The organism is Aeromonas sp. MdU4, assembly GCF_041929505.1.
Taxonomy (GTDB): Bacteria; Pseudomonadota; Gammaproteobacteria; order Enterobacterales; family Aeromonadaceae; genus Aeromonas.
In genome coordinates, this window is the sequence record NZ_JBHFMW010000033.1 from 17,921 (window position 1) to 40,487 (window position 22,567).

The following is a 22,567-nucleotide window of genomic DNA, read 5'->3' on the forward strand; positions in this document are numbered from 1 at the left end:
CGATTATGTACGGGCGGGACGGGCAGCCTGCTGGCATTCGGCGTGGCAAGGACAGCTGACCAGATGATCGTTCACCATTCCCACCGCCTGCATAAAGGCATAACAGATGGTGCTGCCGACGAAGTTGAAGCCGAGCTTCTTGAGTGCTTTCGACATGGCATCCGACTCGGGCGACGTTGCCGGAATATCGCCGTTACCCTGGCGCTGGTTGACGATGGGGGCACCGCCGACAAAGCCCCACAGGTAATCGGCGAAGTCGATCCCCTGCTCCTGCAACGCCAGCCAGGCGCGGGCATTTTTGATGATCGACTGCACCTTGAGCCGGTTGCGGATAATGCCGCTGTCCTGCATCAGCCGCTCCACATCCTGCTCGTCGAAGCGGGCGATCAGCACCGGATCAAAGTCGGCATAGGCGCGATGGTAGCTTTCGGTGCGCTTCAAGATGGTGATCCACGACAGCCCCGCCTGCTGGCCATCGAGGCAGAGCTTGGCAAACAGCTCGCGGGGGTCATAAACCGGCCTGCCCCACTGTTTGTCATGGTATTCAATGTATTCCGGGTCCTTGGTCACCCATGCGCAGCGCAGTTCCATTTCCTCTCCCTCGTTATTTCAGCGGTCTCCCCGACCCTGCCTACTCTGCAGGCGGCATCGCTCACATCATATACCGGACATCCCGCCCGACCAGCCAGGGCGCAGCACCATCCCGCGAATCCGCTGCAATTTCGCCTATTATCCGACCATGCCAGACGGTATACTCCCTCGGTTCACATTCAGCAAATCTTGCTCTGATTTTCATTTCGCGCGAAAAAAATTATGCAAAAATTCGATGTCAAAACCTTTCAGGGCCTGATCCTGCAGCTGCAGGACTATTGGTCCCGCCAGGGCTGTACCATCATTCAGCCGCTGGATATGGAAGTGGGTGCCGGTACTTCCCACCCCATGACCTGTCTGCGTGCCCTGGGCCCGGAGCCCATCGCCTGCGCCTACGTGCAACCGTCCCGCCGTCCGACTGACGGCCGCTACGGTGAAAACCCCAACCGCCTGCAGCACTACTACCAGTTCCAGGTGATCATCAAGCCTTCCCCCGACAACATTCAGGAACTCTATCTGGGCTCCCTGAAAGAGCTGGGCATGGATCCTGAAATCCACGACATCCGCTTCGTGGAAGACAACTGGGAAAACCCGACACTGGGTGCCTGGGGTCTGGGTTGGGAAGTGTGGCTGAACGGCATGGAAGTGACCCAGTTCACCTACTTCCAGCAGGTTGGCGGCCTCGAGTGCAAGCCGGTGACCGGCGAGATCACCTATGGTCTCGAGCGTCTGGCCATGTACATTCAGGGCGTGGACAGCGTCTACGATCTGGTCTGGTCTGACGGCCCGCTGGGCAAGACCACCTACGGCGACGTGTTCCACCAGAACGAAGTGGAGCAATCCACCTACAACTTCGAGCACGCCGACGTGGAGTTCCTGTTCCACTGCTTCGAGCAGTACGAGAAGGAAGCCCAGAATCTGCTGGCACTGGAAAAACCGCTGCCGCTGCCTGCCTACGAGCGCATCCTCAAAGCCGCTCACTCCTTCAACCTGCTGGATGCCCGCAAGGCCATCTCGGTCACCGAGCGTCAGCGCTACATCCTGCGCATTCGCACCCTGACCAAGGCCGTGGCAGAGGCATACTACGCCTCCCGCGAAGCGCTGGGCTTCCCTATGTGTCAGCGCAGTGAGAACAAGCAAGGTTAAGGAACGGACATGGCACAACATACATTTCTGGTAGAGATCGGTACTGCTGAGCTGCCGCCCAAAGCCCTGCGCTCCCTGGCCGAAGCCTTTGCCGACAACTTCAAAGCCGAACTGACCAAGGCCGATCTGGCCTTTGGCGACGTCGAGTGGTTTGCCTCACCGCGCCGTCTGGCACTCAAGGTGAGCGAGCTGGCCGGTGAACAGCCGAGCAAGAGCGTCGAGAAGCGCGGCCCGGCCGTAGCTCAGGCGTTCGATGCCGAAGGCAAGCCGACCAAAGCAGCCGAAGGCTGGGCCCGTGGCAACGGCATCACCGTTGAGCAGGCCGAGCGTCTGGTCACCGACAAGGGTGAGTGGCTGGTTCACACCGCCAAGGTCGAAGGCCGTCCGGCCAAAGATCTGCTGGGCGAGCTGGTTGCCTCTGCGCTGGCCAAGCTGCCGATCCCGAAAATGATGCGCTGGGGCGACAAAACCATCCAGTTCGTGCGTCCGGTCTTCACCGTGACCCTGCTGCTGGATGGCGAGCTGGTTCCCGCCACCATTCTGGGTATCGACTCTGCCCGCACCCTTCGCGGTCACCGCTTTATGGGCGAGAGCGAATTCACCATCGACAACGCCAGCCAGTACCCGCAGATCCTGCAGGAGCGCGGCATGGTGATTGCCGACTTCATGGCGCGCAAGGCCAAGATCAAGGCTGACGCCGAAGCGGCCGCTGCCGCCTTCGGTGGCGTTGCCGATCTGGACGACGCCCTGCTGGAAGAGGTCACCGCACTGGTCGAGTGGCCGGTGGTGCTGACCGCCAACTTCGAAGAGAAGTTCCTGGCCGTGCCGGCCGAAGCACTGGTTCACACCATGAAGGGTGACCAGAAGTACTTCCCGGTCTACGACAAGAACGGCAAGCTGCTGCCGAAGTTCATCTTCGTCACCAACATCGAGTCCAAAGACCCGAGCCAGATCATCAGCGGCAACGAGAAGGTGGTTCGCCCCCGTCTCTCTGACGCCGAGTTCTTCTTCAAGACCGACCTCAAGCAAACCCTGGCCTCCCGCCTGCCGCGCCTTGAAACCGTGCTGTTCCAGCAACAGCTGGGCACCGTCAAGGCCAAGGTCGAGCGCATCGAGACCGTCGCCGGCTTTATCGCCGAGCGTATCGGTGCCGACGTGGCTCAGGCCAAGCGTGCCGGTCTGCTCTCCAAGTGTGACTTGATGACCAACATGGTCGGCGAGTTCACCGACACCCAGGGTGTCATGGGGATGCACTACGCCCGTCACGATGGCGAAGACGAAGCAGTGGCCGTGGCCCTCAACGAGCAGTACATGCCGCGCTTTGCCGGTGATGCCCTGCCGTCTGGTCTGGTTGCCTGCGCCGTCGCGCTGGCCGACAAGTTCGACACCCTGGCCGGTATCTTCGGCATCGGCATGCTGCCGAAGGGTGACAAGGACCCGTTCGCCCTGCGTCGCGCCGCCATCGGTGCCCTGCGCATCATGACCGAGAAGCAGCTGGATCTGGACCTGGTTGAACTGGTGGAAGAAGCGGTACGCGTCTACGGCGACAAGCTGACCAACAAAACCGTCGTCACCGACGTGGTCGACTTTATGCTGGGCCGCTTCCGCGCCGCCTATCAGGACGAAGGCATCGGTGCCGACGTGGTACTGGCCGTGCTGGCCCGCCGCCCGACCCGTCCGCTCGACTTCGATCGCCGCGTCAAGGCCGTCAGCCACTTCCGCACGCTGGATGCCGCACTGGCACTGGCTGCCGCCAACAAGCGCGTGAGCAACATTCTGGCCAAGGTCGAAGGCGAACTGCCGACTGCCGTCAAACCGGAACTGCTGGTCGATGCCGCCGAGAAGGCGCTGGCCACCCAGGTTGCCGAACTGCAAGCCGAACTGGCCCCGCTGTTCGCTGCCGGTGACTATCAGGCTGCCCTCACCCGTCTGGCCGCCCTGCGCGAGCCGGTCGACACCTTCTTCAACGAGGTGATGGTGATGGCCGATGACGAAGCCCTCAAGGCCAACCGTCTGGCGCTGCTGAACAACCTGCGCAACCTGTTCCTGCAAGTCGCGGATATCTCCCTGCTGCAGTAAAAACGAAGTTTGGGATTGAGATCAAGAAAGGCGCCGATAGGCGCCTTTTTAATTGACCATACACATCTAAATACGTAATTTATTCAACTGGTTAAGTTTAGAGTTCTATTTTATGATAGATATACCTCTCAATATCAAAAAGATCAACGTGAATGATTTTTTAGAGTTTCTTTGGGATAGATTCTCTAAAGAAATCGGACCTGTTGCATGCCAACACTTTTATATTGAAACAGGCGACCCTCAAGTCTATATATACGATGTTAATTGGGCGCATAGAACATTACCATTCTCTGCTAGCATGCAATTTTACAACCATACAAACAAAGGAATTTACAAGGTAGTTCTTGATGTTACGTATGAGAACACATCTATAAACGGTGATCATGAAAAAGCGATCGCAGATATAATTAAAGATGCTAACAAAATAGATCTGCACACCGTAATAAATGCAAGGAGAATTTATTTCCCTGTGAGATCTAAATACCACTTTGGATGTGACTACTTTTTCCCTGAATCTAATCTTGGGATAACTAGTATAAATGGTGTTCTATATTTTTATTTCTCTGTAGAATACATATCAAAGTCCCAATTAGACATGTACATATTGGAGAGAGTAAAGCTCACCTGTGCGATATTCACTCTAGTAACACAACACCTATTCGAATATGAACCAAACAATAAAATATACTGCACAGATATCGACAACAACACCACAAAAGAAAACTACTTTATTGATAAGGATGGTTTTGTTGATGCTGACGAAATAATAAAAAATGATAAGTTATATTTACCGAACGAGGCTCACAAAATAATTTCAGCAATAATAAGAGATGATAAATGTAAGAACTCAGCTCTGAGATTTGCAGAATCCATCAAGTTAAGACATGAGGTTGAGCATGACCGTATACATAATTTATTTAAGATTCAGTACGAGCTTTTAGGATATGTATCTGCGATAGAATCTCTATTAGACACTACTGAAAAAACCATTACGGTTGCATGTAATAACTGTGGTGCTCCAATTGATAAAACCCAACGTAAAATAACAAACAAATTTAATGACTTTGTAAAAATACATTCGTTAAATAAAAAATCAGTGATGACTGCGATGAAAGACCTTTATAATGACAGGTCTAAATTTGTTCATATGGGAGAGTCATTGACAAAATCAAACACAATGGGCTCAAAACCACTGTTGCTAGAAGGGAAATCGTATAACATAGGGTTTCCATATTATTATTTAAATATTCATGAATTCACTGGGTATCTATTAAGAAGCTCAATGTCTCAACCAAATATAAATTCATAGTCCGTTCAATTAGCCGTCAGGCATAATCGGACGTTCGCGTAAATCGATTCTCCCACCATAACAGCCAGCCGAATTTCCCCCTCCGGCTGGCCGCCCCTGCGTCACGGCAACAACCGCAACCAAAGCCTCTCGTTCGTCCGATTACGCTGCGCTAATCGAACCTACAGGGCTTTGGCTGGCGCGGCATACCTATTGATTAAGATCGGCCATTGCCCTTTGCGGGCGGTGGACGGGCCAAACTGCGGCATCAGGGCACACTACAAGCATGCATAAGTAAAAATTTGGTCATTATCCGAAAACCCATAAATTCTGTTTATACCTACTACCTTGGCTGAGTTGGCGGCCACCCGCGGCGATAACGGGTGCCAGCGGGGCATCGCCCGATCTCTGGCAAACAAGCGGAACACCCCTTACCCGCCCTTGCCGCATATCTTGCAGAAAACGGGGTAACGTTTGGTGCATCGGGTCGTAGGTTCGATTAGCCGTCAGGCGTAATCGGACGTTCGCGTAAATGGATTCTCTCGCTATAACGGCCAGCCAAATTGCCCCTCCGGCTGGCCGCCCCTGTTGCACGGCAACAACCGCAACCAAGGCCACTCGATCGTCCGATTACGCGGAGCTCATAACACCCACAGAAAACGGTAGCTTGTGGTGCATCTGCCTGACGCTGATCAGCTATGGCCCGCACCAATCATGCCGCTCTTATTTAATTTATAAATAACAGCTTAATAGTGGGACAGGTAAATATCATGAATAGTGGGCCGTATCACAATAACAGCAAAAAAGCCTTGGTTAATTCTCAGCGAGAATTTAGTGTATGAAAATCAGAGGTTGAATATAAACACCGCCGCAAAAGCATTCTGTTGTCGATATAAACATCACGTAGAAGACAGCATTTTCCATAGAGATATTTATGAACAAACTATACAGTCTTTTTTTCATTGGAGCGCTAACACTTCCACTCTGTGCCAATGCTCAGGATGGACGTGCCAACAACAACCAGAACAGCCGTGAAGTGGCCAGCGCCATGAACGGGTTACCCAACAAGGTGTTTGCACAAAATAGAGGCCCATCCATTACTGTTGCCACGTTCAATATTGGTGCGGCAAAAGTGTCAAATATCAGTGCTATTGCAGCAGCAATAAAGGCTAGCTCAGCAGATATTGTTGCTTTGCAGGAAGTTGACCAACTCACAAAGCGCAGTGGCAATATCGATCACCTGGCTGAATTAAAAAAACTCACCGGTATGAATGGTGTGTTTGGTGCAGCAATTGATTTTGATGGCGGTAAATATGGCTTGGCATTCTTGTCAAAATATCCCATAGCAACCAAAGAAATTGTACAGCTGCCATCTGGTAACAGAGAGCAACGGATAGCGCTGATCACCGAAGTTTCCGTACCGGGCTTCCCTGCCCCCATTACCGCGATCAACACCCACCTGGATACCAAAGAGAATCCGGAAATGCGGATCGGCCAGATCCAGGAGCTTAATGACCGGACAATTGAAATTCGCGGTATAAAAGTGCTTATGGGTGACTTCAATGACACGCCAGAGACAGCAAGCATCAAGGAAGTAACAAAATACTGGAACTCGATCACCCCACTGAATCGGGATCATCGTACATGGCCAGCCAATAACCCTGAAATCGGGGTAGACTATATCTTCACCAGCAATGCACAACGCTGGAATATCAAAAATGTCACCATTCCAGCCAAGACCGGTGTTTATGCTGGGGTCAATTGGCCAACCGTCAGTGACCATTTGCCAATTATGGCTACGCTGCAATTAACCGAGCAATAATTGCGCTGGTCAATTCCTGCCGCTTTTTGCGTTTGATAGCATGATCTCTTTGGCTATCACGCCCCCAGCCCCGAGTGAAAAAATACGCTCGGGGCTGTAACACTCCTCCTCTTGCCAGCCCTGCTGCTTTTTGACCTAGCCAGAGAATCAGAGACGTTCTGCACTGGTCATCTGCGTCATCAGTTGATCGATACAGCCCACCACCCGTTCGGAGTTCTGTTCAATCTCCCGATAGAGGGCCTCCGCCTCTTCGTGTTTATGCTGGCTCTTGAGTTCGATGATCTGCTGGATCACCTGATGCAATCTGGCATGGGGCGCGGCGATCGCCTTGAAAGCAGGATGGTCGCCACAGCATGCGGCCCCTTCGCTAAAGTACCAGCGGCCAAGGCGGCACTCCTTGTCGCTGACGGCTTCGCTGCGGGATAACCCCTCCTGTCCGTCGAGATAGGCACGCACCCTGGTCTTCCAGCCCATGTGGGCGGCGCGGGCACGGCTCAGCACCATCTTCAGGTTGGCGCCATCGTGAAACTGACCCGCCAGCTCCCCCAGCTTGTCGACCAGGGTAGCCACATGGCTGGCAATCTGGGCGGTATCCCGCGCCACCAGCGTGGTGGCCTGGGAGATCTCGTGGACACCAACGATGTTACGGGTGATCTCGTCGCTCACCGAGGATTGCTCCTCCGAAGCAGTGGCAATCTGGGCATTCATGTCGCGAATGCGGTTGACTGCCCCCTTGATCCGGCCGAGCGCTTCCCCTGCCTGATTGGCCCGCTCGACCGACCCTCCCGCCTGCTGCACACTGTGCTCGATCATGGTCACCGTGTTGGTAACAGCCCGTTGCAGTTGCTCGATAGTGCTGCGGATCTCGGCAGTGGAGTGCTGGGTACGCCCCGCCAGCGAGCGCACCTCATCGGCCACCACCGCAAAACCGCGCCCCTGCTCACCGGCCCGGGCCGCCTCGATGGCGGCGTTGAGCGCCAGCAGGTTGGTCTGCTCCGCAATGGACTGGATCACCGCCAGCACCGAGCCGATCTGCTCGCTGGCTCTGGCGACCTCCTGCACCGTGCTGCCTGCGCTGGCGATCTCATCGGCCAGCTGCTCGATCATGGTGACGCTCTGCTGCACCACTCCGTCGCCAGTGACGGCCTGAGTATCCGCCTCGCTGGCTGCTTCGGCAGCCTGCGCCGTGTTGTTGGCTACCTCGTGCACCGTGCTGGTCATCTCGCTCATGGCGGTTGCGAGCTGGGTGGTCTGCTCCTGCTGACGCGTCATGCTGCCAAGGTTGCCCGCTGCACTGCGCGACAGCCGTTCGCTCTCGCCCGCCAGTTCGCCCAGGGTGGCGGTCAACTGGCTGATGGTGTCACGGATCTTGCCGACAAAGGCGTTGAAGGCAATGCCGAGACGGCGAGTCTCCTCCGGCCCGGCCACCGGCAACGTACTGCTCAGATCGCCCGAACCATTGGCCAGCGCCTCCAGCGCTTTGACGCTCTCCTGCAGCGGGCGGTTAAGGCGTCCCAGCAGCAACACCAGCGCCACCGCGATCAAGGCCGTACCGAGCAGGGCAATCATCACCATCTGCCAGTTCTGGCGCGCCAGTGCGGCGGCAACCTCGCTGTGATCCCGGGCCAGCTCGATGACCCCGACCGCCTTGCCGGAGAAGTCGCGCAGCGGCGCCACCATCACCAGAAAATCGCGCCCCTGCTGCTTGCTGGTGGTGAAGCGGCTCTCTCCTGCCAGCACCTCCTGATACCAGTCCGCCGACTCGACGAGCATGGATGTACCGGTCAGCATCACGGGTTTGCCCTGTTCAAACAGATAGATGGCGAGACGACTGTCCTGACCCAGCAGATCGGCAAACAGCGAAGCATCGAGGGCGCGGCCAAACTCCACCGAACCGACCGGCTGACCGTTGAAAGTCACCGGCACCACGCCACGGATCCCGGTACCACCCTGGCCTGTCTCCAGCCCGCCCACCGGCTGGTGGTTGCGGTTCACCTCCACCACCGCCAACCGGGTGGCAGAGAGATCATCGCCATGGTTTGCGGGCTTGTGCACCCGATAGAGGGAGGTTGCTGGCGGCAGGTGGAAGTGGAACTGCTGGATCCCCTGCGCCTTGAGGGCTGGCCAGAGCGGATCGAACAGGCTGGCGAGGGTTTGCCAATCCTTGTCGGCCACGGCTTTGGCGGCATCCGGGCGCTGCGCAATCAGGGTGGCCGCCAGCACCGTCTCATGGCTGGCATTGCGGATCACCGATTCGATATTTTGCAGTTCGGTTTGCAGCGCAGTCTGCTCGGCCACGACGGCTCGCTGACGGTTTTCGAACAGGTTGAAAGTGAGCAGCACGACGGCCAGCAATACGATGCCGCTGATCGCCAGCAGCGTGATCTGGTGACCCAGCTTGCGAGGGGGGAACATAAGACACCATCCTTGATAGTCATACCCAACTTACAGGATGGAACGGTTAAAATGGGAGTCCATCAGAACTTATGTCTTTGTTGATATTGATCAAGCCATCAGCAGACTAAACCGGAGCCTGCTCACAATTCCCCCTTGCAACCCGCTCAATGGGTCAACTGCGGCAGCAGTTGCAGCAGGTGGGCCCGCACCGCCAGCGGAGTCTGGCTGACCCAGATATCCAGCAGACCATAAGCAAGCAGCGGCAACACCAGCAGCATCAGACAGAGCAGCCCCAGCAAACGGTTCGGCGCGAGCCTGTGCGTCTTGCTACCAAGGTGCAACGCATCGGCCCGCTTGGGGCAGGCGGCGACACAGCTCAGGCAACTGGTGCACTCCGGGTTGCGCACCGCGATAAGCTGATGCACCTGAATGTGCGACGGACAAGCACGGCTGCACTTGTCGCAGTCGTGGCCCGCACTGCGCAGGCAACGGGCCGGGTCACGGCGTATACGCAGAGGCGTCAGCAAGCCCAACAAGGCGAGCCAGGCGCCATAGGGGCAGAGATAACGGCAGAAGCCCTGCCGGAAGACGGCGGTGAGCAGCAGCACCCAACCGAGGCACAGGCCGGAGATCAGGGTCAGGTTGAAGAAGAAGGCGCCCATCTTCATATCTGCCGCCTGATGATAGGGGCTGGTGAAGTAACCGGGCAGGGCGGTGGAGGGCACCGCCAGCACAATAATGAAGAGCAGAAAACCAAGTACCAGAAACTTCTGGGCACGCAGCAACCTATCCAGCCAGCGCGGCGGCAGCCACTCCCCCGTAATCCAGCGACTGCGCAGGCAGTGCAGCCACTCTCCCACCAGACCAAGCGGACAGAACCAGGCACAGAACGCCCGCCCCAGCAGCAGGGCCGACAGGGAGAGTGCCAGCACAGTGATGGTCGCCGCCGGATGGTGGGGATCCACCAATCCCTGGCCGAACCAGGCCCGCAGCCCAAGCCCGCCAGCAATGGGCAAGAAACCGTCCACCACGTCGGGACGCACCAGCCAGGGAGTCATCCCCTGCCCCAATTGCCAGATATGCAGAGCATATTGGGCCGTCACCAAGCCCCAGCAGAGCAACAACAGGTGCCGCGTCCGCCCCCGTAACCACTGGCTGTTGATCTCGCCGAGGTCAGGCAACGGCCTACCCCGTTGCCACAGAACAAGCGCCGCAGCCACCAGCCCCAGACCAAGCCAGAGCAGACTATCTGCCGCCAGCAACCAGACCATAAGCAGCAGACCGAGGGCAAGGCACCACGACCAGCCGGATCGCGCCTGCCACGCCAACAGAACCAGATAAGCCAGGCCTGCGGCCATGGTCACGGCTTCGATCACACTCATGTTTCCCTCACTGCCCCCATCCAGAACTGACGGGGCAAGGATAACTAACATCTGAGTTGATTATTTTGATCTGCATGGGCAGAAGGAGACATTCGCGGCCATAGCCCCGACAGGTTTATCTGTCGCTATTGTTGAGCAGGACTCCTTATGACTGTTGCACAGACTCGGCCTGCTCATCATCAAAGCGGTGTGAGGGGTCTGCCCGCGTTAAACCACAGGACCAACTCATCTGCCAGTCACGCTAGCTAGCTGCGGGCCCGACGCAGGTGGTAATCCACGTGATAGTCGTTGGCATTGCGAAACATGATGGAGTAGTTGAGAAACTCGCCGTTCTCGCCGTATGAAAGGGAGGTGAGTCGCAGGATGGGGGCACCCTGTTCGATATGCAGCAACTCGGCCATCCGCCTATCGGCCAGCACGGCGCTGAAACTTTCGTAGTTGCCTGCAATGGGGAGCTGGCACTCATTCTCGATGTAGGCAAACTTGGAGCCCTCCAGATGAGCCACCGATAGAGTGCGAAACAACCGCACCGGCATGTAGCTCTCCTCCACGAGCAGGGCCCGACCATCAACCGAACGCACGCGGTTGGAGAAATAGACCGGCTCGTTCACCTTGATCCTGAGCTGACTGGCGATGGCAGGCGGAGCTGGCATGGTGCGAAACTCCAGCACCTCGCTGGTCAAGGTGCGACCCTGCGAACGCATCAGTTCGGTAAAACCACATAACCCTTTGGTTTCATGCTGGACATCCTTTTTCGTCACATAAGTGCCGCTGCCGTGACGCCGCTCCACTAGTCCCCATTCGATCAACATGTCCAACGCTTTTCGGATGGTCATACGGGAAACGCCATACTGTTCTGCCAATGCTTTTTCGCCCGGCAACACATCCCCTACCCGACACTCGGCCTCATTTACCCTGATCCTGAGTCGATCGGCTACCGATTTATAGATCACTGCTAGACATCTCCTGTGGTAGCAATACCAGCTACCTCATTTTGAAAAACGTAGCAAAATAACATAAAAACAATGAGTTAACTTTCAACAAAAGCTGCATAAACATCACAAAACAAAGAGGTACAATAATATCTCAAAAGTTGGACATCTTTGTCTAAATAACCGCATGCGTCAGATCACATATTTCCAAGATATTTCATGAGCTCTCTTTTTTTCGTTGTTAATTTGCATCTGGCAACACCGGCAAAGATTAGATTAATTATTTCAACCAAGGGACAATATATGCTCAGTCAAATTCAACGTTTTGGCGGAGCAATGTTCACTCCTGTCCTGCTTTTTCCATTTGCAGGTATGGTAGTAGGCATTGCCATTATGCTGAAAAACCCGATGTTTGTCGGTGAATCACTGGCAAACCCACAAGGATTGTTTTTCCAGATCATCCATATTATTGAAGAGGGTGGCTGGACAGTATTCAGAAATATGCCGCTAATATTTGCAATTGGCCTGCCAATCGGTCTGGCAAATAAGGCACAAGCCAGAGCGTGTCTGGCTGTATTGGTCAGTTTCATGACCTGGAACTATTTTATCAACGCCATGGGAATGACCTGGGGCAGTTATTTCGGAGTCGACTTCAGTCAGGATGTGGGTGGTGAAAGTGGCCTCGCCATGGTGGCGGGGATCAAGACCCTGGATACCAGCATCATAGGTGCCATCGTCATCTCCGGCATCGTCACTGCCCTGCACAACCGTCTGTTTGATCGCCAGCTGCCGGTCTTTCTCGGCATCTTTCAGGGCAGCTCCTTTGTCACCATCGTCGCCTTCTTCGTGATGATCCCCTGTGCCTGGCTGACCCTGCTCGGCTGGCCAAAAGTACAGATGGGCATCGCCTCCCTGCAGAATTTCATGCTGGTCTCCGGTCCGGTCGGGGTCTGGGTATACACCTTCCTCGAGCGAATTTTGATCCCGACCGGCCTGCATCACTTTATCTACGGCCCCTTTATCTTTGGCCCTGCAGCAGTAGAAGGTGGCATTCAGCTCTACTGGGCACAACACATGCTGGAGTTCAGCCAGAGCACTCGCCCGCTGATTGAGCAGTTCCCTCAGGGTGGCTTTGCCCTCCATGGCAATTCGAAGATTTTTGGTGCCATGGGTATTGCCCTGGCCATCTACGCCACTGCCGCCAAAGAGAACAAGGCCAAGGTGGCAGGCCTGCTGATCCCGGCCACCCTGACCGCCATTCTGGTAGGCATTACCGAGCCACTGGAGTTCACCTTCCTGTTTATCTCGCCGCTGCTATTTGCCATCCACGCCCTGCTGGCAGCCACCATGTCGACGGTGATGTACCTGTTTGGCGTGGTCGGCAATATGGGCGGGGGTCTGCTCGACCAGTTCCTGCCACAGAACTGGATACCCATGTTCCACAATCATGCAGGAATGATGTTCACCCAGATCGCTATCGGATTGGTCTTTACTGGCATCTGGTTCCTGGTATTTCGCGCACTTATTATCCGGCTCAATCTTAAAACCCCTGGGCGGGAAGACAGTGAAATAAAGCTTTATTCAAAAGCTGATTATCAGGCAGCCAAAAAACAGCATGGTAGTGATAGCGCAGCACAAATTATCGAGGCGCTTGGCGGAGTCAAAAATATACGCAGCCTGAATAATTGCGCCACCCGGTTAAGAATTTCGCTGGTTAACAGCAAGCTGGCAGCAGCAGATGAGGAATTTATGAAATTGGGTGCCCATGGTGTCGTCCGCCATGGCGATAGTATCCAGGTAATTATCGGTCTGCATGTACCTCAGGTACGTGAAAATATGGAATCGATTATGAACAACAGTCATCAACAATCATCTTTAGTAATGGAGTCATGATCATGAAAAAATTCTCTGTAGTCATTGCCGGTGGTGGCAGCACTTTTACTCCTGGTATCGTTCTGATGTTGCTGGAAAATCAGCATCGCTTCCCGCTCAAGGAGATCAAATTCTACGACAACGATGGTGCCCGTCAGGAGATCATCGCCGAAGCCTGCAGAATTCTGCTGAAAGAGAAGGCCCCCGAGATCGCCTTCAGCTACGGTACCGACCCCAAAGCTGCTTTTAGCGATGTAGATTTCGTCATGGCCCATATCCGGGTTGGCAAATATCCGATGCGCGAGCTGGACGAGAAGATCCCGCTGCGCCATGGCGTGGTCGGTCAGGAGACCTGCGGCCCGGGCGGTATCGCCTACGGCATGCGCTCCATCGGCGGGGTGCTGGAACTGGTCGACTATATGGAGCAGTACTCACCCAATGCCTGGATGCTCAACTATTCCAACCCGGCTGCCATCGTGGCCGAAGCAACCCGGCGCCTGCGCCCCAACGCCAAAATTCTCAACATCTGCGACATGCCGATCGGGATCGAGGGACGCATGGCCCAGATCGCAGGCCTCACATCCCGCAAAGAGATGCGGGTGCGCTACTACGGCCTCAACCACTTCGGCTGGTGGACCCGCATCGAAGATCTGGCAGGCAACGACCTGATGCCGAAGATCAAGGAGCACGTTGCCCGCCACGGCTATGTCGCCAACAGCGACAGTGGTGCAGAAGCAAGCTGGAACGATACCTTCGCCAAGGCCAAGGATGTGTGGGCGCTCGACCCGGATACCCTGCCCAACACCTATCTGAAGTACTACCTTTACCCGGACTACGTGGTTGCCCACGCCAACCCGGAGCACACTCGCGCCAATGAAGTGATGGAGCACCGTGAGAAACATGTCTTCAGCGCCTGCCGCGCCATCGTGGCAGCTGGCAACTCCGCAGCCGGCGAGCTGGAGATCGATGAGCACGCCTCCTATATCGTTGATCTGGCAACCGCCATCGCCTTCAACACCCAGGAGCGGATGCTGCTGATCGTTCCCAATCGCGGCGCCATCCCCAACTTCGACCCGGAGGCCATGGTCGAGATCCCCTGCCTGGTGGGCAGCAATGGGCCTGAGCCGTTGCAAGTGGGTAACATCCCGTTGTTCCAGCAAGGCATGATGGGTCAGCAGGTAGCGGTCGAGAAACTGGTGGTCGAAGCCTGGGTCGAACACTCTTACCAGAAGCTGTGGCAAGCCATCACCCTCTCCAAGACAGTACCGAGCGCCTCGGTGGCCAGAGCCATTCTGGATGACCTGGTTGCGGCCAACAAAGCATACTGGCCCGAGCTGAAGTAAACTGCCCATAAACAAAAACCCCCTCGCTAGCGAGGGGGTTTTCTTGTTCATGGTATTGCCATGGCGTGATCAGCGCAGGGACTTGACCGAACGACGAATAATCAGCTCGGGCTGTACCGTCATCGACTCGACATCCTGCTCCTTGTCACGGATCCGGCTGACCAGCTGTTTGACCGCCAGCAGACCCAGTTCGGCCTTCGGGTGGCGGATAGTGGTCAGCGGCGGGCTGGAGAAGCGCGCCATCGCCACATCGTCGTAACCGATGACGGAGATGTCGTCCGGCACCTTGACCCCGGCCTCCCAGGCGGCGCAAATCGCACCGATCGCCATGGGATCGTCAAAAGCAAACACCGCGGTCGGACGAGGCTGCAGGGCAAGGATCCGCTGCATGGCATCGAAACCGCTCTGGCTCTCGTAATCCCCTTCAAAGATCTGCTCCTCTTTCAAGGTCAGACCTTGCTCGCCAAGGGCATCTCGCACCCCTGCCAGCCGTTGCTGAGTGGTCTGCTTGGCGATATGGCCAGTAATGCAGACGATATCGCGGTGCCCCAGCTCCAGCAGATGGCGCACGGCCATGCGGGCCCCGATCCGGGCATTGTCATTGATTACGTTGGCGAAATCGCACTCCGTGCCCCAGTCCAGTACCACCTGCGGTACGTTCTTGTGGATGCGCAGCATGTCGCGCAGTGGAGTGTCGATATCAGTCCCCAATACCAGCAGGCCATCAACCCGCTTTTCCATCAACATGCGCAAATAGTGCTGTTGACGGGGTGGCTGGTTTTCGGTGTTGCAAAGGATCAGGCTGTAGCCCTGTTCGAAGCAGTACGCTTCCACCCCTTGCACCACTTCTGCGAAGAAGGGGTTTACGCTGGTGGTCACCAGCATGCCAATTGTTTTGGTCGAATTTATTTTAAGACTGCGCGCTACCGAGTTGGGCGCGTAGTTGAGTTCTGCCACCGCCTCAATCACTTTCTGGGTCGCGTCTTCGCTGACCCGGCGAGTGTGGTTGAGCACATGTGAGACGGTGGAGATGGATACGCCTGCGCGCGAGGCGACATCCTTGATAGTGGCCATCTCTGTCTCCTGACTGTCAAAGGCGGAACATTAGCAGATTTCCCGAATAAAGGCTTGGTTTTAACGAGCTCTGCCACGGAATTGTCAATGCTGGCTAATTTAGGCGCTCACTTTCGTTTGCGCAAACGTTTCGAACGCAAAATGGGAGCATCATCGGGATAAAATATCATCAGATTAATCCTCTGATGTTTATCCGCCGCGCCTCGCGTTATCAAGATGTTAACTTACAAAATCAACATTAAATTCTAATTGGTGAAAAATAACAGGCTATTTGTTTCAAAATAAGCCACTAACCACCCCTCTGGTTAGTATCTTTAACAGCTTGTTATTGCCCCGTGAGGAATGATAGAACCATACCTATTGCCGGATGCACGGGATGTAGGTCCGGAATGGTAAACGGAAATGAAACAATTCACTGATTAAGGGACGAATCAATGCATAAGTTGAGCAAAATCACAGTTGGCGCAGCGGTTTCTTTGGCTCTGTTTGGATCGATCTCCATTGCCCACGCAGCAGACACCATCAAGATCGGCATTGCAGGTCCGCTAACCGGCCCGGTTGCCCAGTACGGTGACATGCAGTTCACCGGCGGCAAGATGGCGGTCGAGCAGATCAACAAGGCGGGCGGCATCAAGGGCAAGCAGATCGAAGCGATCGTCTATGACGATGCCTGCGATCCCAAACAAGCCGTAGCAGTCGCCAACAAGGTGGTGAATGACGGCGTCAAATTTGTGGTCGGCCACCTCTGCTCCGACAACACCCTGCCAGCCTCCGACATCTATGAAGATGAAGGGATCCTGATGGTCACCCCGGCCTCCACCAACCCCAAGATCACCGAGCGCGGTTATCAGCTGACCTTGCGCACCATCGGTCTGGATAGCGATCAGGGGCCGACCGCCGCCAAGTACATCATCGAGCAGGTCAAACCCAAGCGCGTTGCCGTTATCCATGACAAGAAGCAGTATGGCGAAGGCATCGCCTCCAGCGTGAAAGCGGCGCTGGACAAGGCGGGCGTCAAGGTAGTGGCCTTTGAAGGGATCACCGCCGGTGACAAGGACTTCTCCGCCCTGATCGCCAAGTTGCAGAAAGAGAACGTCGACTTCGTCTACTACGGCGGCTATCACCCCGAGCTGGGTTTGATCCTGCGTCAGGCTGGCGAGAAGGGTTTGAAGGCTAAGTTCATGGGGCCGGAAGGGGTAGGCAACAAGGACATCTCCGCCATCGGCGGCCCGGCGTCTGAAGGCCTGCTGGTGACCCTGCCGAACAAATATGATCTGGTACCTGCCAACGCCCCGCTGGTTGCGGCGTTCAAGGCCAAGGGTCAGGACTCCTCCGGCCCGTTCGTCTGGACCACCTATGCCGCAGTGCAAACCCTGGCAGCCGGTATCGCCAAGGCGGGTGACGAGGATCCGGCTGCCGTCGCCGCCGCCATCAAGGCCGCACCAATCGATACCGTGATGGGTCCTCTGAGCTGGGCACCGAACGGTGACCTGAAAGGCTTCGAATTCGGTGTATTCCAGTGGCACGCTGACGGTACCTCCAGCCAACTCAAATAATCTGCCGATTGGGGGCGAGGTGACTCGCCCCTCCTCTTCTTTGCGGGCAAGTACAGGGAATGCAGTATGTCCGAACACCTCCTCTATTTCGTTCAGCAGTTGCTGAACGGATTAACCATAGGCAGCACCTATGCGTTGATCGCCATCGGCTACACCATGGTCTATGGCATCATCGGCATGATCAACTTCGCCCACGGCGAGGTTTACATGATCGGCTCCTATGTCGCTTTTATGGTGATGGCGGGGCTCATGATGATGGGTATCGACAGCACCGTTTTGCTGCTGGGCGGCGCCTTTCTGGTCAGCATCATCATCACCGGCAGCTATGGCTGGACCATAGAGCGGGTCGCCTACCGGCCGCTGCGCGGCGGTAACCGGCTGATCCCCCTCATCTCCGCCATCGGCATGTCGATCTTCTTGCAGAACATGATGCGGATGGCCCAGGGCTCGCGGGATATCGCCATGCCCACTCTGATCTCCGGTGGCTGGACCCTGGGAGGCGAGGATGGTTTTCAGGCCAGCCTCTCCTATATGCAGCTCATCATCTTCGTGATCACCTTCATCACCATGCTGGCACTGACCCAGTTCATCAACCGCTCCCGCATGGGCCGCGCCTGCCGCGCCTGTTCGGAAGATATCAAGATGGCCAACCTGCTGGGGATCGACACCCACGTGGTCATCTCCATCACCTTCGTGCTCGGAGCTGCGCTGGCCGCCGTGGCCGGGGTGCTGCTCGGCATGTATTACGGCGTCATCAACCCCTACCTCGGCTTTATGGCCGGGCTGAAGGCCTTCACCGCCGCAGTGCTGGGCGGCATCGGCAGCATTCCGGGTGCCGTGCTGGGCGGCCTGCTGCTCGGCGTGGTGGAAGCGCTCACCGCCGGTTATCTCAGCACCGAGTACAAGGATGTGATGGCGTTTGCCCTGCTCATCTTTGTGCTGCTCTTTATGCCCACTGGCATTCTGGGTCGTCCGGAAGTGGAGAAAGTCTGATGAAACGTCAATTTATCCACGCCTGTATCGCCAGCCTGGTACTGCTGGTGCTCTCCTTCTGGCTGCTCGGCTTCAAGCTGGAGACCGATGGCTCCCGCCTGCTGGTAGTGAGCCGCCTCGATGTGTCGCTGGCCTGGCTGCTGGGCGGCGCCACCATCGTATTCTGGTTCCAGATGCTGCGCGGCCAGATTGCCAAGCTGTTTCAGGCCTCCATCAGCGGCTTCTCGGTCGGCTTCACCAAGCTGGTGCTGCCGAGCCCGGAAGAGGCGCCCAAGCTCTATAACCTCACCGCTGTACTGGTGCTGCTGTTCGCGGTGAGCTGGCCCTTTATGGCCTCTCGCGGCGCCATCGATCTGGCCACCCTCACCCTCATCTACATCATGTTGGGGCTGGGTCTGAACGTAGTGGTCGGCCTCGCAGGCCTGCTCGATCTTGGCTATGTCGGTTTCTATGCGGTCGGTGCCTACAGCTATGCCCTGCTCAACACCTACTTCGGGCTCAGTTTCTGGGAGTGCCTGCCCATCGCCGGACTGATGGCCGCCACCTTCGGCTTCCTGCTCGGGTTCCCGGTATTGCGGCTGCGGGGGGACTATCTGGCCATCGTCACTCTGGGTTTTGGCGAGATCATCCGCATCCTGCTCAACAATATGACCACCCTGACCGGCGGCCCAAACGGTATCTCCGGCATTCCCAAACCGACGCTCGCTGGCCTGGAATTCAACCGCACCGTCAAGGATGGCGGCTTTGATACCTTCCACAACTTCTTCGGCATTACCTACAACGCCAACCACAAGGTGATCTTCCTCTACCTGATGGCGCTGGTGTTGGTAGTGGCGACCCTGTTCGTCATCAACCGCCTGCTGCGGATGCCGCTGGGCCGCGCCTGGGAAGCGCTGCGGGAAGACGAGATCGCCTGCAAATCGCTGGGGCTCAACCCCACCATCATCAAGCTGACCGCCTTCACCATAGGTGCCACCTTTGCCGGTTTCGCAGGGAGTTTCTTCGCCTCGCGGCAGGGCTTTATCAGCCCGGAATCTTTCGTCTTTATCGAGTCGGCCATCGTGCTGGCGATTGTGGTGCTGGGGGGCATGGGCTCCCAGATCGGGGTGGTATTGGCCGCTATCGTGATGACGGTGCTGCCGGAGCTGGCCCGCGAGTTTAACGAGTACCGCATGCTGATGTTCGGCCTCTTGATGGTGTTCATGATGATCTGGCGGCCACAAGGATTGCTGCCGATGACCCGTCCGCATCTGGAGTTGAAGAAATGAGTACTCATCAGAAGTTATTGGAAGTCTCTGATTTGTCGATGCGCTTTGGTGGCCTGCTGGCAGTCAACGGGGTCAAGCTGGATATCGACAAGGGCGAGGTGATCTCCATCATCGGCCCCAACGGCGCGGGCAAGACCACCATCTTCAACTGCCTGACCGGCTTCTACTGCCCGAGCGGCGGCACCATCCGCTACAAGGGTGAGGAGATTCAGGGGCTGCCCGGCCACCTCATCGCCCGCAAGGGAATAGTGCGTACCTTCCAGCATGTGCGGTTGTTCAAGGAGATGACGGCGGTGGAGAACCTGCTGGTTGCCCAGCACCAGCACCTCAACACCAGCTTTATCGCCGGTCTGTTCAAGACCCCGGCCTTTCGCCGTGCCGAGCAGGAGGGGCTGGAGCTGGCTGCCTTCTGGCTGGATAAAGTGGGGCTCAAGGATCTGGCCAACCGCGCCGCCGGTAATCTGGCCTACGGCCAGCAGCGCCGCCTAGAGATCGCCCGCTGCATGGCAACCCGGCCCGAGCTGCTGATGCTGGATGAACCGGCTGCCGGTCTCAACCCGAAGGAAACCGACGAGCTGGACGAGCTGATCATGAGCCTGCGGGACGAATTCGGGGTCTCGGTGCTGCTGATCGAACACGATATGAAGCTGGTGATGGGTATCTCCAACCGCATCTTCGTGGTCAGCCAGGGCACCCCGCTGGCCCACGGCAAGCCGGATGAGATCCGCAACAACCCGGCAGTGATCAAGGCCTATCTGGGCGAGTCGTAAGGACAAAAAGATGTTAGAACTTCGCAACGTATCGACCCACTACGGCAAAATTCAGGCACTGCACGATGTCAGCGTCGAGGTGAAAGAGGGGGAAATCGTCACCCTGATCGGCGCCAACGGCGCGGGCAAGACCACCCTGCTGATGACCCTCTGCGGTGAACCCAAGCCCAGCAGCGGCTCAATCTGGTTTGAGGGGGAACAGATCAGCTCCCTCACCACCGCCCGCATCATGCGCAAGGATATCGCCGTGGTGCCGGAGGGGCGCCGTATCTTCGCCCGCCTGACGGTGGAGGAGAACCTGCTGATGGGCGCCTTCTTCGTCGACAAAGCCGAGCAGCACGGCCTGCTGGATCAGGTGTTCACCCTGTTCCCGCGCCTGCACGAGCGGCTGGAACAACGGGCGGGCACCATGTCCGGCGGCGAGCAACAGATGCTGGCCATCGGCCGCGCCCTGATGAGCAAACCGCGCCTGCTGCTGCTGGATGAACCCTCGCTGGGGCTGGCCCCCATCGTCATTCAGCAGATCTTCGACACCATAGAGCAGCTACGCCAGAAGGGGATGACCATCTTTCTGGTGGAGCAGAACGCCAATCAGGCGCTCAAGCTGGCCGACCGCGGTTATGTGCTGGAAAACGGCCACGTGGTGCTGCAAGACACGGGCGCCGCCCTGCTCGCCAACCCGGCGGTGCGGCAGGCTTATCTGGGCGGTTAACCCACTGACCCATATGCCATATCGACAAGGGAGCCGCGGGCTCCCTTATCTTTTGTGGGGTTAGTTTGCGCCCAAGCTTGCGGTACACTGGCCCGTAATCAACCTATTCGCAGGACATCTCAATGGACCAGTTTGCCCATATCAATGCCCATGATGCCCACCAGAAACTGAGCGCGGGTGAAGCCCGTCTGGTGGATATTCGCGACCCGCAATCATTTGAAGCGGCCCACGCGGTCGGTGCCTTCCACCTCACCAACGGCACGCTGGTGCGCTTTATGAATGAAGTGGATTTCGATACCCCGGTCATCGTGATGTGCTATCACGGCAACAGCAGTCAGGGTGCCGCCCAATACCTGCTGCAACAGGGTTATGACGAGGTCTACAGCATGGATGGTGGCTTCGAGGCGTGGCGTCGGGAGTTTCCCATCGAGGCAGGCGAGGCATGATCCAGCTGCTGGTGCTCGATAACGCCCGCATGGCGCAGGCGCTGGTGGACTATCTCGCGACGCTGGGCATCTCCTGCGAGCTGACTCAGTCCGAGCTGGGAGTCACCATCTGGCTGGCTGACGAGCAGCGCCTTGCTCAGGCCCAGCTGGAGGTGAAGCGCTTTCTCACCGAGCCGAATCACCCGCGCTACATGGAAGCCTCCTGGCAATCCGGCCGAGCCGATGCCCGCATCGACTACAGCAAGGGGATGACAGACCCCATCACCGATTTCCTCCATCAAGCGGGGCCGCTGACCCTGGTGGTGATCATCGCCTGTCTCGCCATCTACGGCATCGATGCCATCGGCCTGCCGATCTACGATGAGCTGGCTTTCCACCCGACCCTGGCCCAGTTCACCGACTGGCAGGCATGGCGCTATTTCACCCCCGCCCTGATCCACTTCTCGGTGCTCCATCTGGTGTTCAACTTGCTGTGGTGGTGGTATCTGGGGGGCCAGATCGAGCAGCGCCTTGGCAGCGGCAAGCTGCTGATCCTGCTGCTGGTGGGCGCCGCCCTGCCCAATATTGCTGAGTTCTTCGCCAGCGGCCCGCTGTTTGGCGGCCTCTCCGGCGTGGTCTATGCCCTGCTCGGCTACTGCTGGCTGCGAGCCAAGCTGCAACCGTCCTGCGGCCTGACCCTGCCACCGGCGCTGATGGGCTTTATGCTGTTCTGGATGGTGCTCGGCTTCTTCGACATGCTCGGCACCAGCACCGCCAATATCGCCCACCTGACTGGTCTGCTGGTTGGCCTGCTACAAGGCTGGCTGGATAGAAACCACCAGCCCACCTGATCTTTTGCAGCTACCGCAGAAATAACAACGCCGCCCCGAAAAGGGCGGCGTTGTTGTTACAGCTGC

18 protein-coding genes are annotated in these 22,567 nt (G+C 56.8%); 13 read left to right on the plus strand and 5 right to left on the minus strand.

What is annotated here, in order from left to right; all coding sequences use genetic code 11:
• Positions 1-3: 3 nt before the first annotated feature.
• Positions 4-591 carry a DNA-3-methyladenine glycosylase I gene (locus ACE1BR_RS19955; RefSeq protein WP_374873358.1) on the minus strand — a complete coding sequence of 196 codons (588 nt, stop codon included), beginning with the start codon at positions 589-591 and terminating at the stop codon, positions 4-6.
• Between the two features lie 222 nt (positions 592-813).
• On the opposite strand from ACE1BR_RS19955, the gene glyQ reads away from it, so the two are divergent.
• The 4 genes from glyQ to ACE1BR_RS19975 all read left to right on the plus strand — a co-directional run bounded on the left by glyQ (position 814) and on the right by ACE1BR_RS19975 (position 6,926).
• On the plus strand, positions 814-1,737 hold the full coding sequence (glyQ, locus tag ACE1BR_RS19960; protein ID WP_005339464.1) for a glycine--tRNA ligase subunit alpha: 924 nt from the start codon (positions 814-816) through the stop codon (positions 1,735-1,737).
• A 9-nt stretch (positions 1,738-1,746) separates the two neighbouring features.
• Entirely contained in the window at positions 1,747-3,816 is a 2,070-nt protein-coding gene (gene glyS / locus ACE1BR_RS19965) for a glycine--tRNA ligase subunit beta (RefSeq protein WP_374873360.1), read from the plus strand.
• A 112-nt stretch (positions 3,817-3,928) separates the two neighbouring features.
• A complete protein-coding gene (locus tag ACE1BR_RS19970; protein ID WP_374873362.1) occupies positions 3,929-5,125 on the plus strand; it encodes a hypothetical protein in 1,197 nt (398 codons plus the stop codon).
• A gap of 913 nt (positions 5,126-6,038) precedes the next feature.
• Positions 6,039-6,926 carry an endonuclease/exonuclease/phosphatase family protein gene (locus ACE1BR_RS19975; protein ID WP_374873364.1) on the plus strand — a complete coding sequence of 296 codons (888 nt, stop codon included), beginning with the start codon at positions 6,039-6,041 and terminating at the stop codon, positions 6,924-6,926.
• A 147-nt stretch (positions 6,927-7,073) separates the two neighbouring features.
• On the opposite strand, the gene ACE1BR_RS19980 is transcribed toward ACE1BR_RS19975, so the two are convergent.
• The 3 genes from ACE1BR_RS19980 to ACE1BR_RS19990 form a co-directional block, all read right to left on the minus strand.
• Positions 7,074-9,341 carry a methyl-accepting chemotaxis protein gene (locus tag ACE1BR_RS19980; protein WP_374873366.1) on the minus strand — a complete coding sequence of 756 codons (2,268 nt, stop codon included), beginning with the start codon at positions 9,339-9,341 and terminating at the stop codon, positions 7,074-7,076.
• 146 nt (positions 9,342-9,487) lie between these two features.
• Positions 9,488-10,705 (minus strand): 4Fe-4S binding protein, encoded by a 1,218-nt coding sequence (locus tag ACE1BR_RS19985; RefSeq protein ID WP_374873368.1) that lies wholly within the window; start codon positions 10,703-10,705, stop codon positions 9,488-9,490.
• A gap of 245 nt (positions 10,706-10,950) precedes the next feature.
• A complete protein-coding gene (locus ACE1BR_RS19990; RefSeq protein WP_374873370.1) occupies positions 10,951-11,658 on the minus strand; it encodes a GntR family transcriptional regulator in 708 nt (235 codons plus the stop codon).
• A 282-nt stretch (positions 11,659-11,940) separates the two neighbouring features.
• Here ACE1BR_RS19990 and ACE1BR_RS19995 point away from each other — a divergent pair, with 282 nt between their 5' ends.
• On the plus strand, positions 11,941-13,530 hold the full coding sequence (locus ACE1BR_RS19995) for an alpha-glucoside-specific PTS transporter subunit IIBC (RefSeq protein ID WP_374873372.1): 1,590 nt from the start codon (positions 11,941-11,943) through the stop codon (positions 13,528-13,530).
• The gene (locus tag ACE1BR_RS20000; RefSeq protein ID WP_374873374.1) at positions 13,527-14,852 is read left to right on the plus strand and encodes a 6-phospho-alpha-glucosidase; all 1,326 of its coding nucleotides are present in this window, start codon (positions 13,527-13,529) and stop codon (positions 14,850-14,852) included. The genes ACE1BR_RS19995 and ACE1BR_RS20000 overlap by 4 nt, the downstream gene beginning before the upstream one ends.
• Before the next feature lie 69 nt (positions 14,853-14,921).
• Here the strand turns inward: ACE1BR_RS20000 and ACE1BR_RS20005 are convergent, their stop codons facing one another.
• Positions 14,922-15,926 (minus strand): substrate-binding domain-containing protein, encoded by a 1,005-nt coding sequence (locus ACE1BR_RS20005; protein WP_374873376.1) that lies wholly within the window; start codon positions 15,924-15,926, stop codon positions 14,922-14,924.
• Positions 15,927-16,360: 434 nt separating this feature from the next.
• On the opposite strand from ACE1BR_RS20005, the gene ACE1BR_RS20010 reads away from it, so the two are divergent.
• From ACE1BR_RS20010 to glpG, 7 genes are all read left to right on the plus strand, one after another.
• Positions 16,361-17,482 (plus strand): branched-chain amino acid ABC transporter substrate-binding protein, encoded by a 1,122-nt coding sequence (locus ACE1BR_RS20010; RefSeq protein WP_374873378.1) that lies wholly within the window; start codon positions 16,361-16,363, stop codon positions 17,480-17,482.
• A gap of 66 nt (positions 17,483-17,548) precedes the next feature.
• Positions 17,549-18,475 (plus strand): high-affinity branched-chain amino acid ABC transporter permease LivH, encoded by a 927-nt coding sequence (livH, locus tag ACE1BR_RS20015; protein ID WP_350237445.1) that lies wholly within the window; start codon positions 17,549-17,551, stop codon positions 18,473-18,475.
• Entirely contained in the window at positions 18,475-19,743 is a 1,269-nt protein-coding gene (locus ACE1BR_RS20020; protein ID WP_163129674.1) for a high-affinity branched-chain amino acid ABC transporter permease LivM, read from the plus strand. The genes livH and ACE1BR_RS20020 overlap by 1 nt, the downstream gene beginning before the upstream one ends.
• Positions 19,740-20,513, plus strand: coding sequence for a high-affinity branched-chain amino acid ABC transporter ATP-binding protein LivG (livG, locus tag ACE1BR_RS20025; RefSeq protein WP_374873381.1), 774 nt, complete (start codon positions 19,740-19,742; stop codon positions 20,511-20,513). Before ACE1BR_RS20020 ends, livG begins: the two co-directional genes overlap by 4 nt.
• Before the next feature lie 10 nt (positions 20,514-20,523).
• Positions 20,524-21,225: an ABC transporter ATP-binding protein gene (locus ACE1BR_RS20030; RefSeq protein WP_005339433.1), complete on the plus strand. Its 702-nt coding sequence runs from the start codon at positions 20,524-20,526 to the stop codon at positions 21,223-21,225.
• Between the two features lie 122 nt (positions 21,226-21,347).
• On the plus strand, positions 21,348-21,671 hold the full coding sequence (gene glpE, locus ACE1BR_RS20035; RefSeq protein ID WP_042060826.1) for a thiosulfate sulfurtransferase GlpE: 324 nt from the start codon (positions 21,348-21,350) through the stop codon (positions 21,669-21,671).
• Positions 21,668-22,501 (plus strand): rhomboid family intramembrane serine protease GlpG, encoded by an 834-nt coding sequence (glpG, locus tag ACE1BR_RS20040; RefSeq protein WP_374873383.1) that lies wholly within the window; start codon positions 21,668-21,670, stop codon positions 22,499-22,501. Before glpE ends, glpG begins: the two co-directional genes overlap by 4 nt.
• Positions 22,502-22,567 lie beyond the last annotated feature (66 nt).

Excerpts from the sequence above, each read along its gene's own strand:
- ACE1BR_RS19995 (WP_374873372.1), top strand. The coding sequence starts at position 11,941 with ATGCTCAGTCAAATTCAACGTTTTGGCGGAGCAATGTTCACTCCTGTC.
- ACE1BR_RS20010 (WP_374873378.1), top strand. The coding sequence starts at position 16,361 with ATGCATAAGTTGAGCAAAATCACAGTTGGCGCAGCGGTTTCTTTGGCT.
- ACE1BR_RS19975 (WP_374873364.1), top strand. The coding sequence starts at position 6,039 with ATGAACAAACTATACAGTCTTTTTTTCATTGGAGCGCTAACACTTCCA.
- glyS (WP_374873360.1), top strand. The coding sequence starts at position 1,747 with ATGGCACAACATACATTTCTGGTAGAGATCGGTACTGCTGAGCTGCCG.
- livG (WP_374873381.1), top strand. The coding sequence starts at position 19,740 with ATGAGTACTCATCAGAAGTTATTGGAAGTCTCTGATTTGTCGATGCGC.
- ACE1BR_RS20000 (WP_374873374.1), top strand. The coding sequence starts at position 13,527 with ATGATCATGAAAAAATTCTCTGTAGTCATTGCCGGTGGTGGCAGCACT.
- livH (WP_350237445.1), top strand. The coding sequence starts at position 17,549 with ATGTCCGAACACCTCCTCTATTTCGTTCAGCAGTTGCTGAACGGATTA.
- glpE (WP_042060826.1), top strand. The coding sequence starts at position 21,348 with ATGGACCAGTTTGCCCATATCAATGCCCATGATGCCCACCAGAAACTG.
- glyQ (WP_005339464.1), top strand. The coding sequence starts at position 814 with ATGCAAAAATTCGATGTCAAAACCTTTCAGGGCCTGATCCTGCAGCTG.
- ACE1BR_RS19980 (WP_374873366.1), bottom strand. The coding sequence starts at position 9,341 with ATGTTCCCCCCTCGCAAGCTGGGTCACCAGATCACGCTGCTGGCGATC.
- ACE1BR_RS20030 (WP_005339433.1), top strand. The coding sequence starts at position 20,524 with ATGTTAGAACTTCGCAACGTATCGACCCACTACGGCAAAATTCAGGCA.
- ACE1BR_RS19955 (WP_374873358.1), bottom strand. The coding sequence starts at position 591 with ATGGAACTGCGCTGCGCATGGGTGACCAAGGACCCGGAATACATTGAA.
- ACE1BR_RS20020 (WP_163129674.1), top strand. The coding sequence starts at position 18,475 with ATGAAACGTCAATTTATCCACGCCTGTATCGCCAGCCTGGTACTGCTG.
- ACE1BR_RS20005 (WP_374873376.1), bottom strand. The coding sequence starts at position 15,926 with ATGGCCACTATCAAGGATGTCGCCTCGCGCGCAGGCGTATCCATCTCC.
- ACE1BR_RS19970 (WP_374873362.1), top strand. The coding sequence starts at position 3,929 with ATGATAGATATACCTCTCAATATCAAAAAGATCAACGTGAATGATTTT.
- glpG (WP_374873383.1), top strand. The coding sequence starts at position 21,668 with ATGATCCAGCTGCTGGTGCTCGATAACGCCCGCATGGCGCAGGCGCTG.
- ACE1BR_RS19985 (WP_374873368.1), bottom strand. The coding sequence starts at position 10,705 with ATGAGTGTGATCGAAGCCGTGACCATGGCCGCAGGCCTGGCTTATCTG.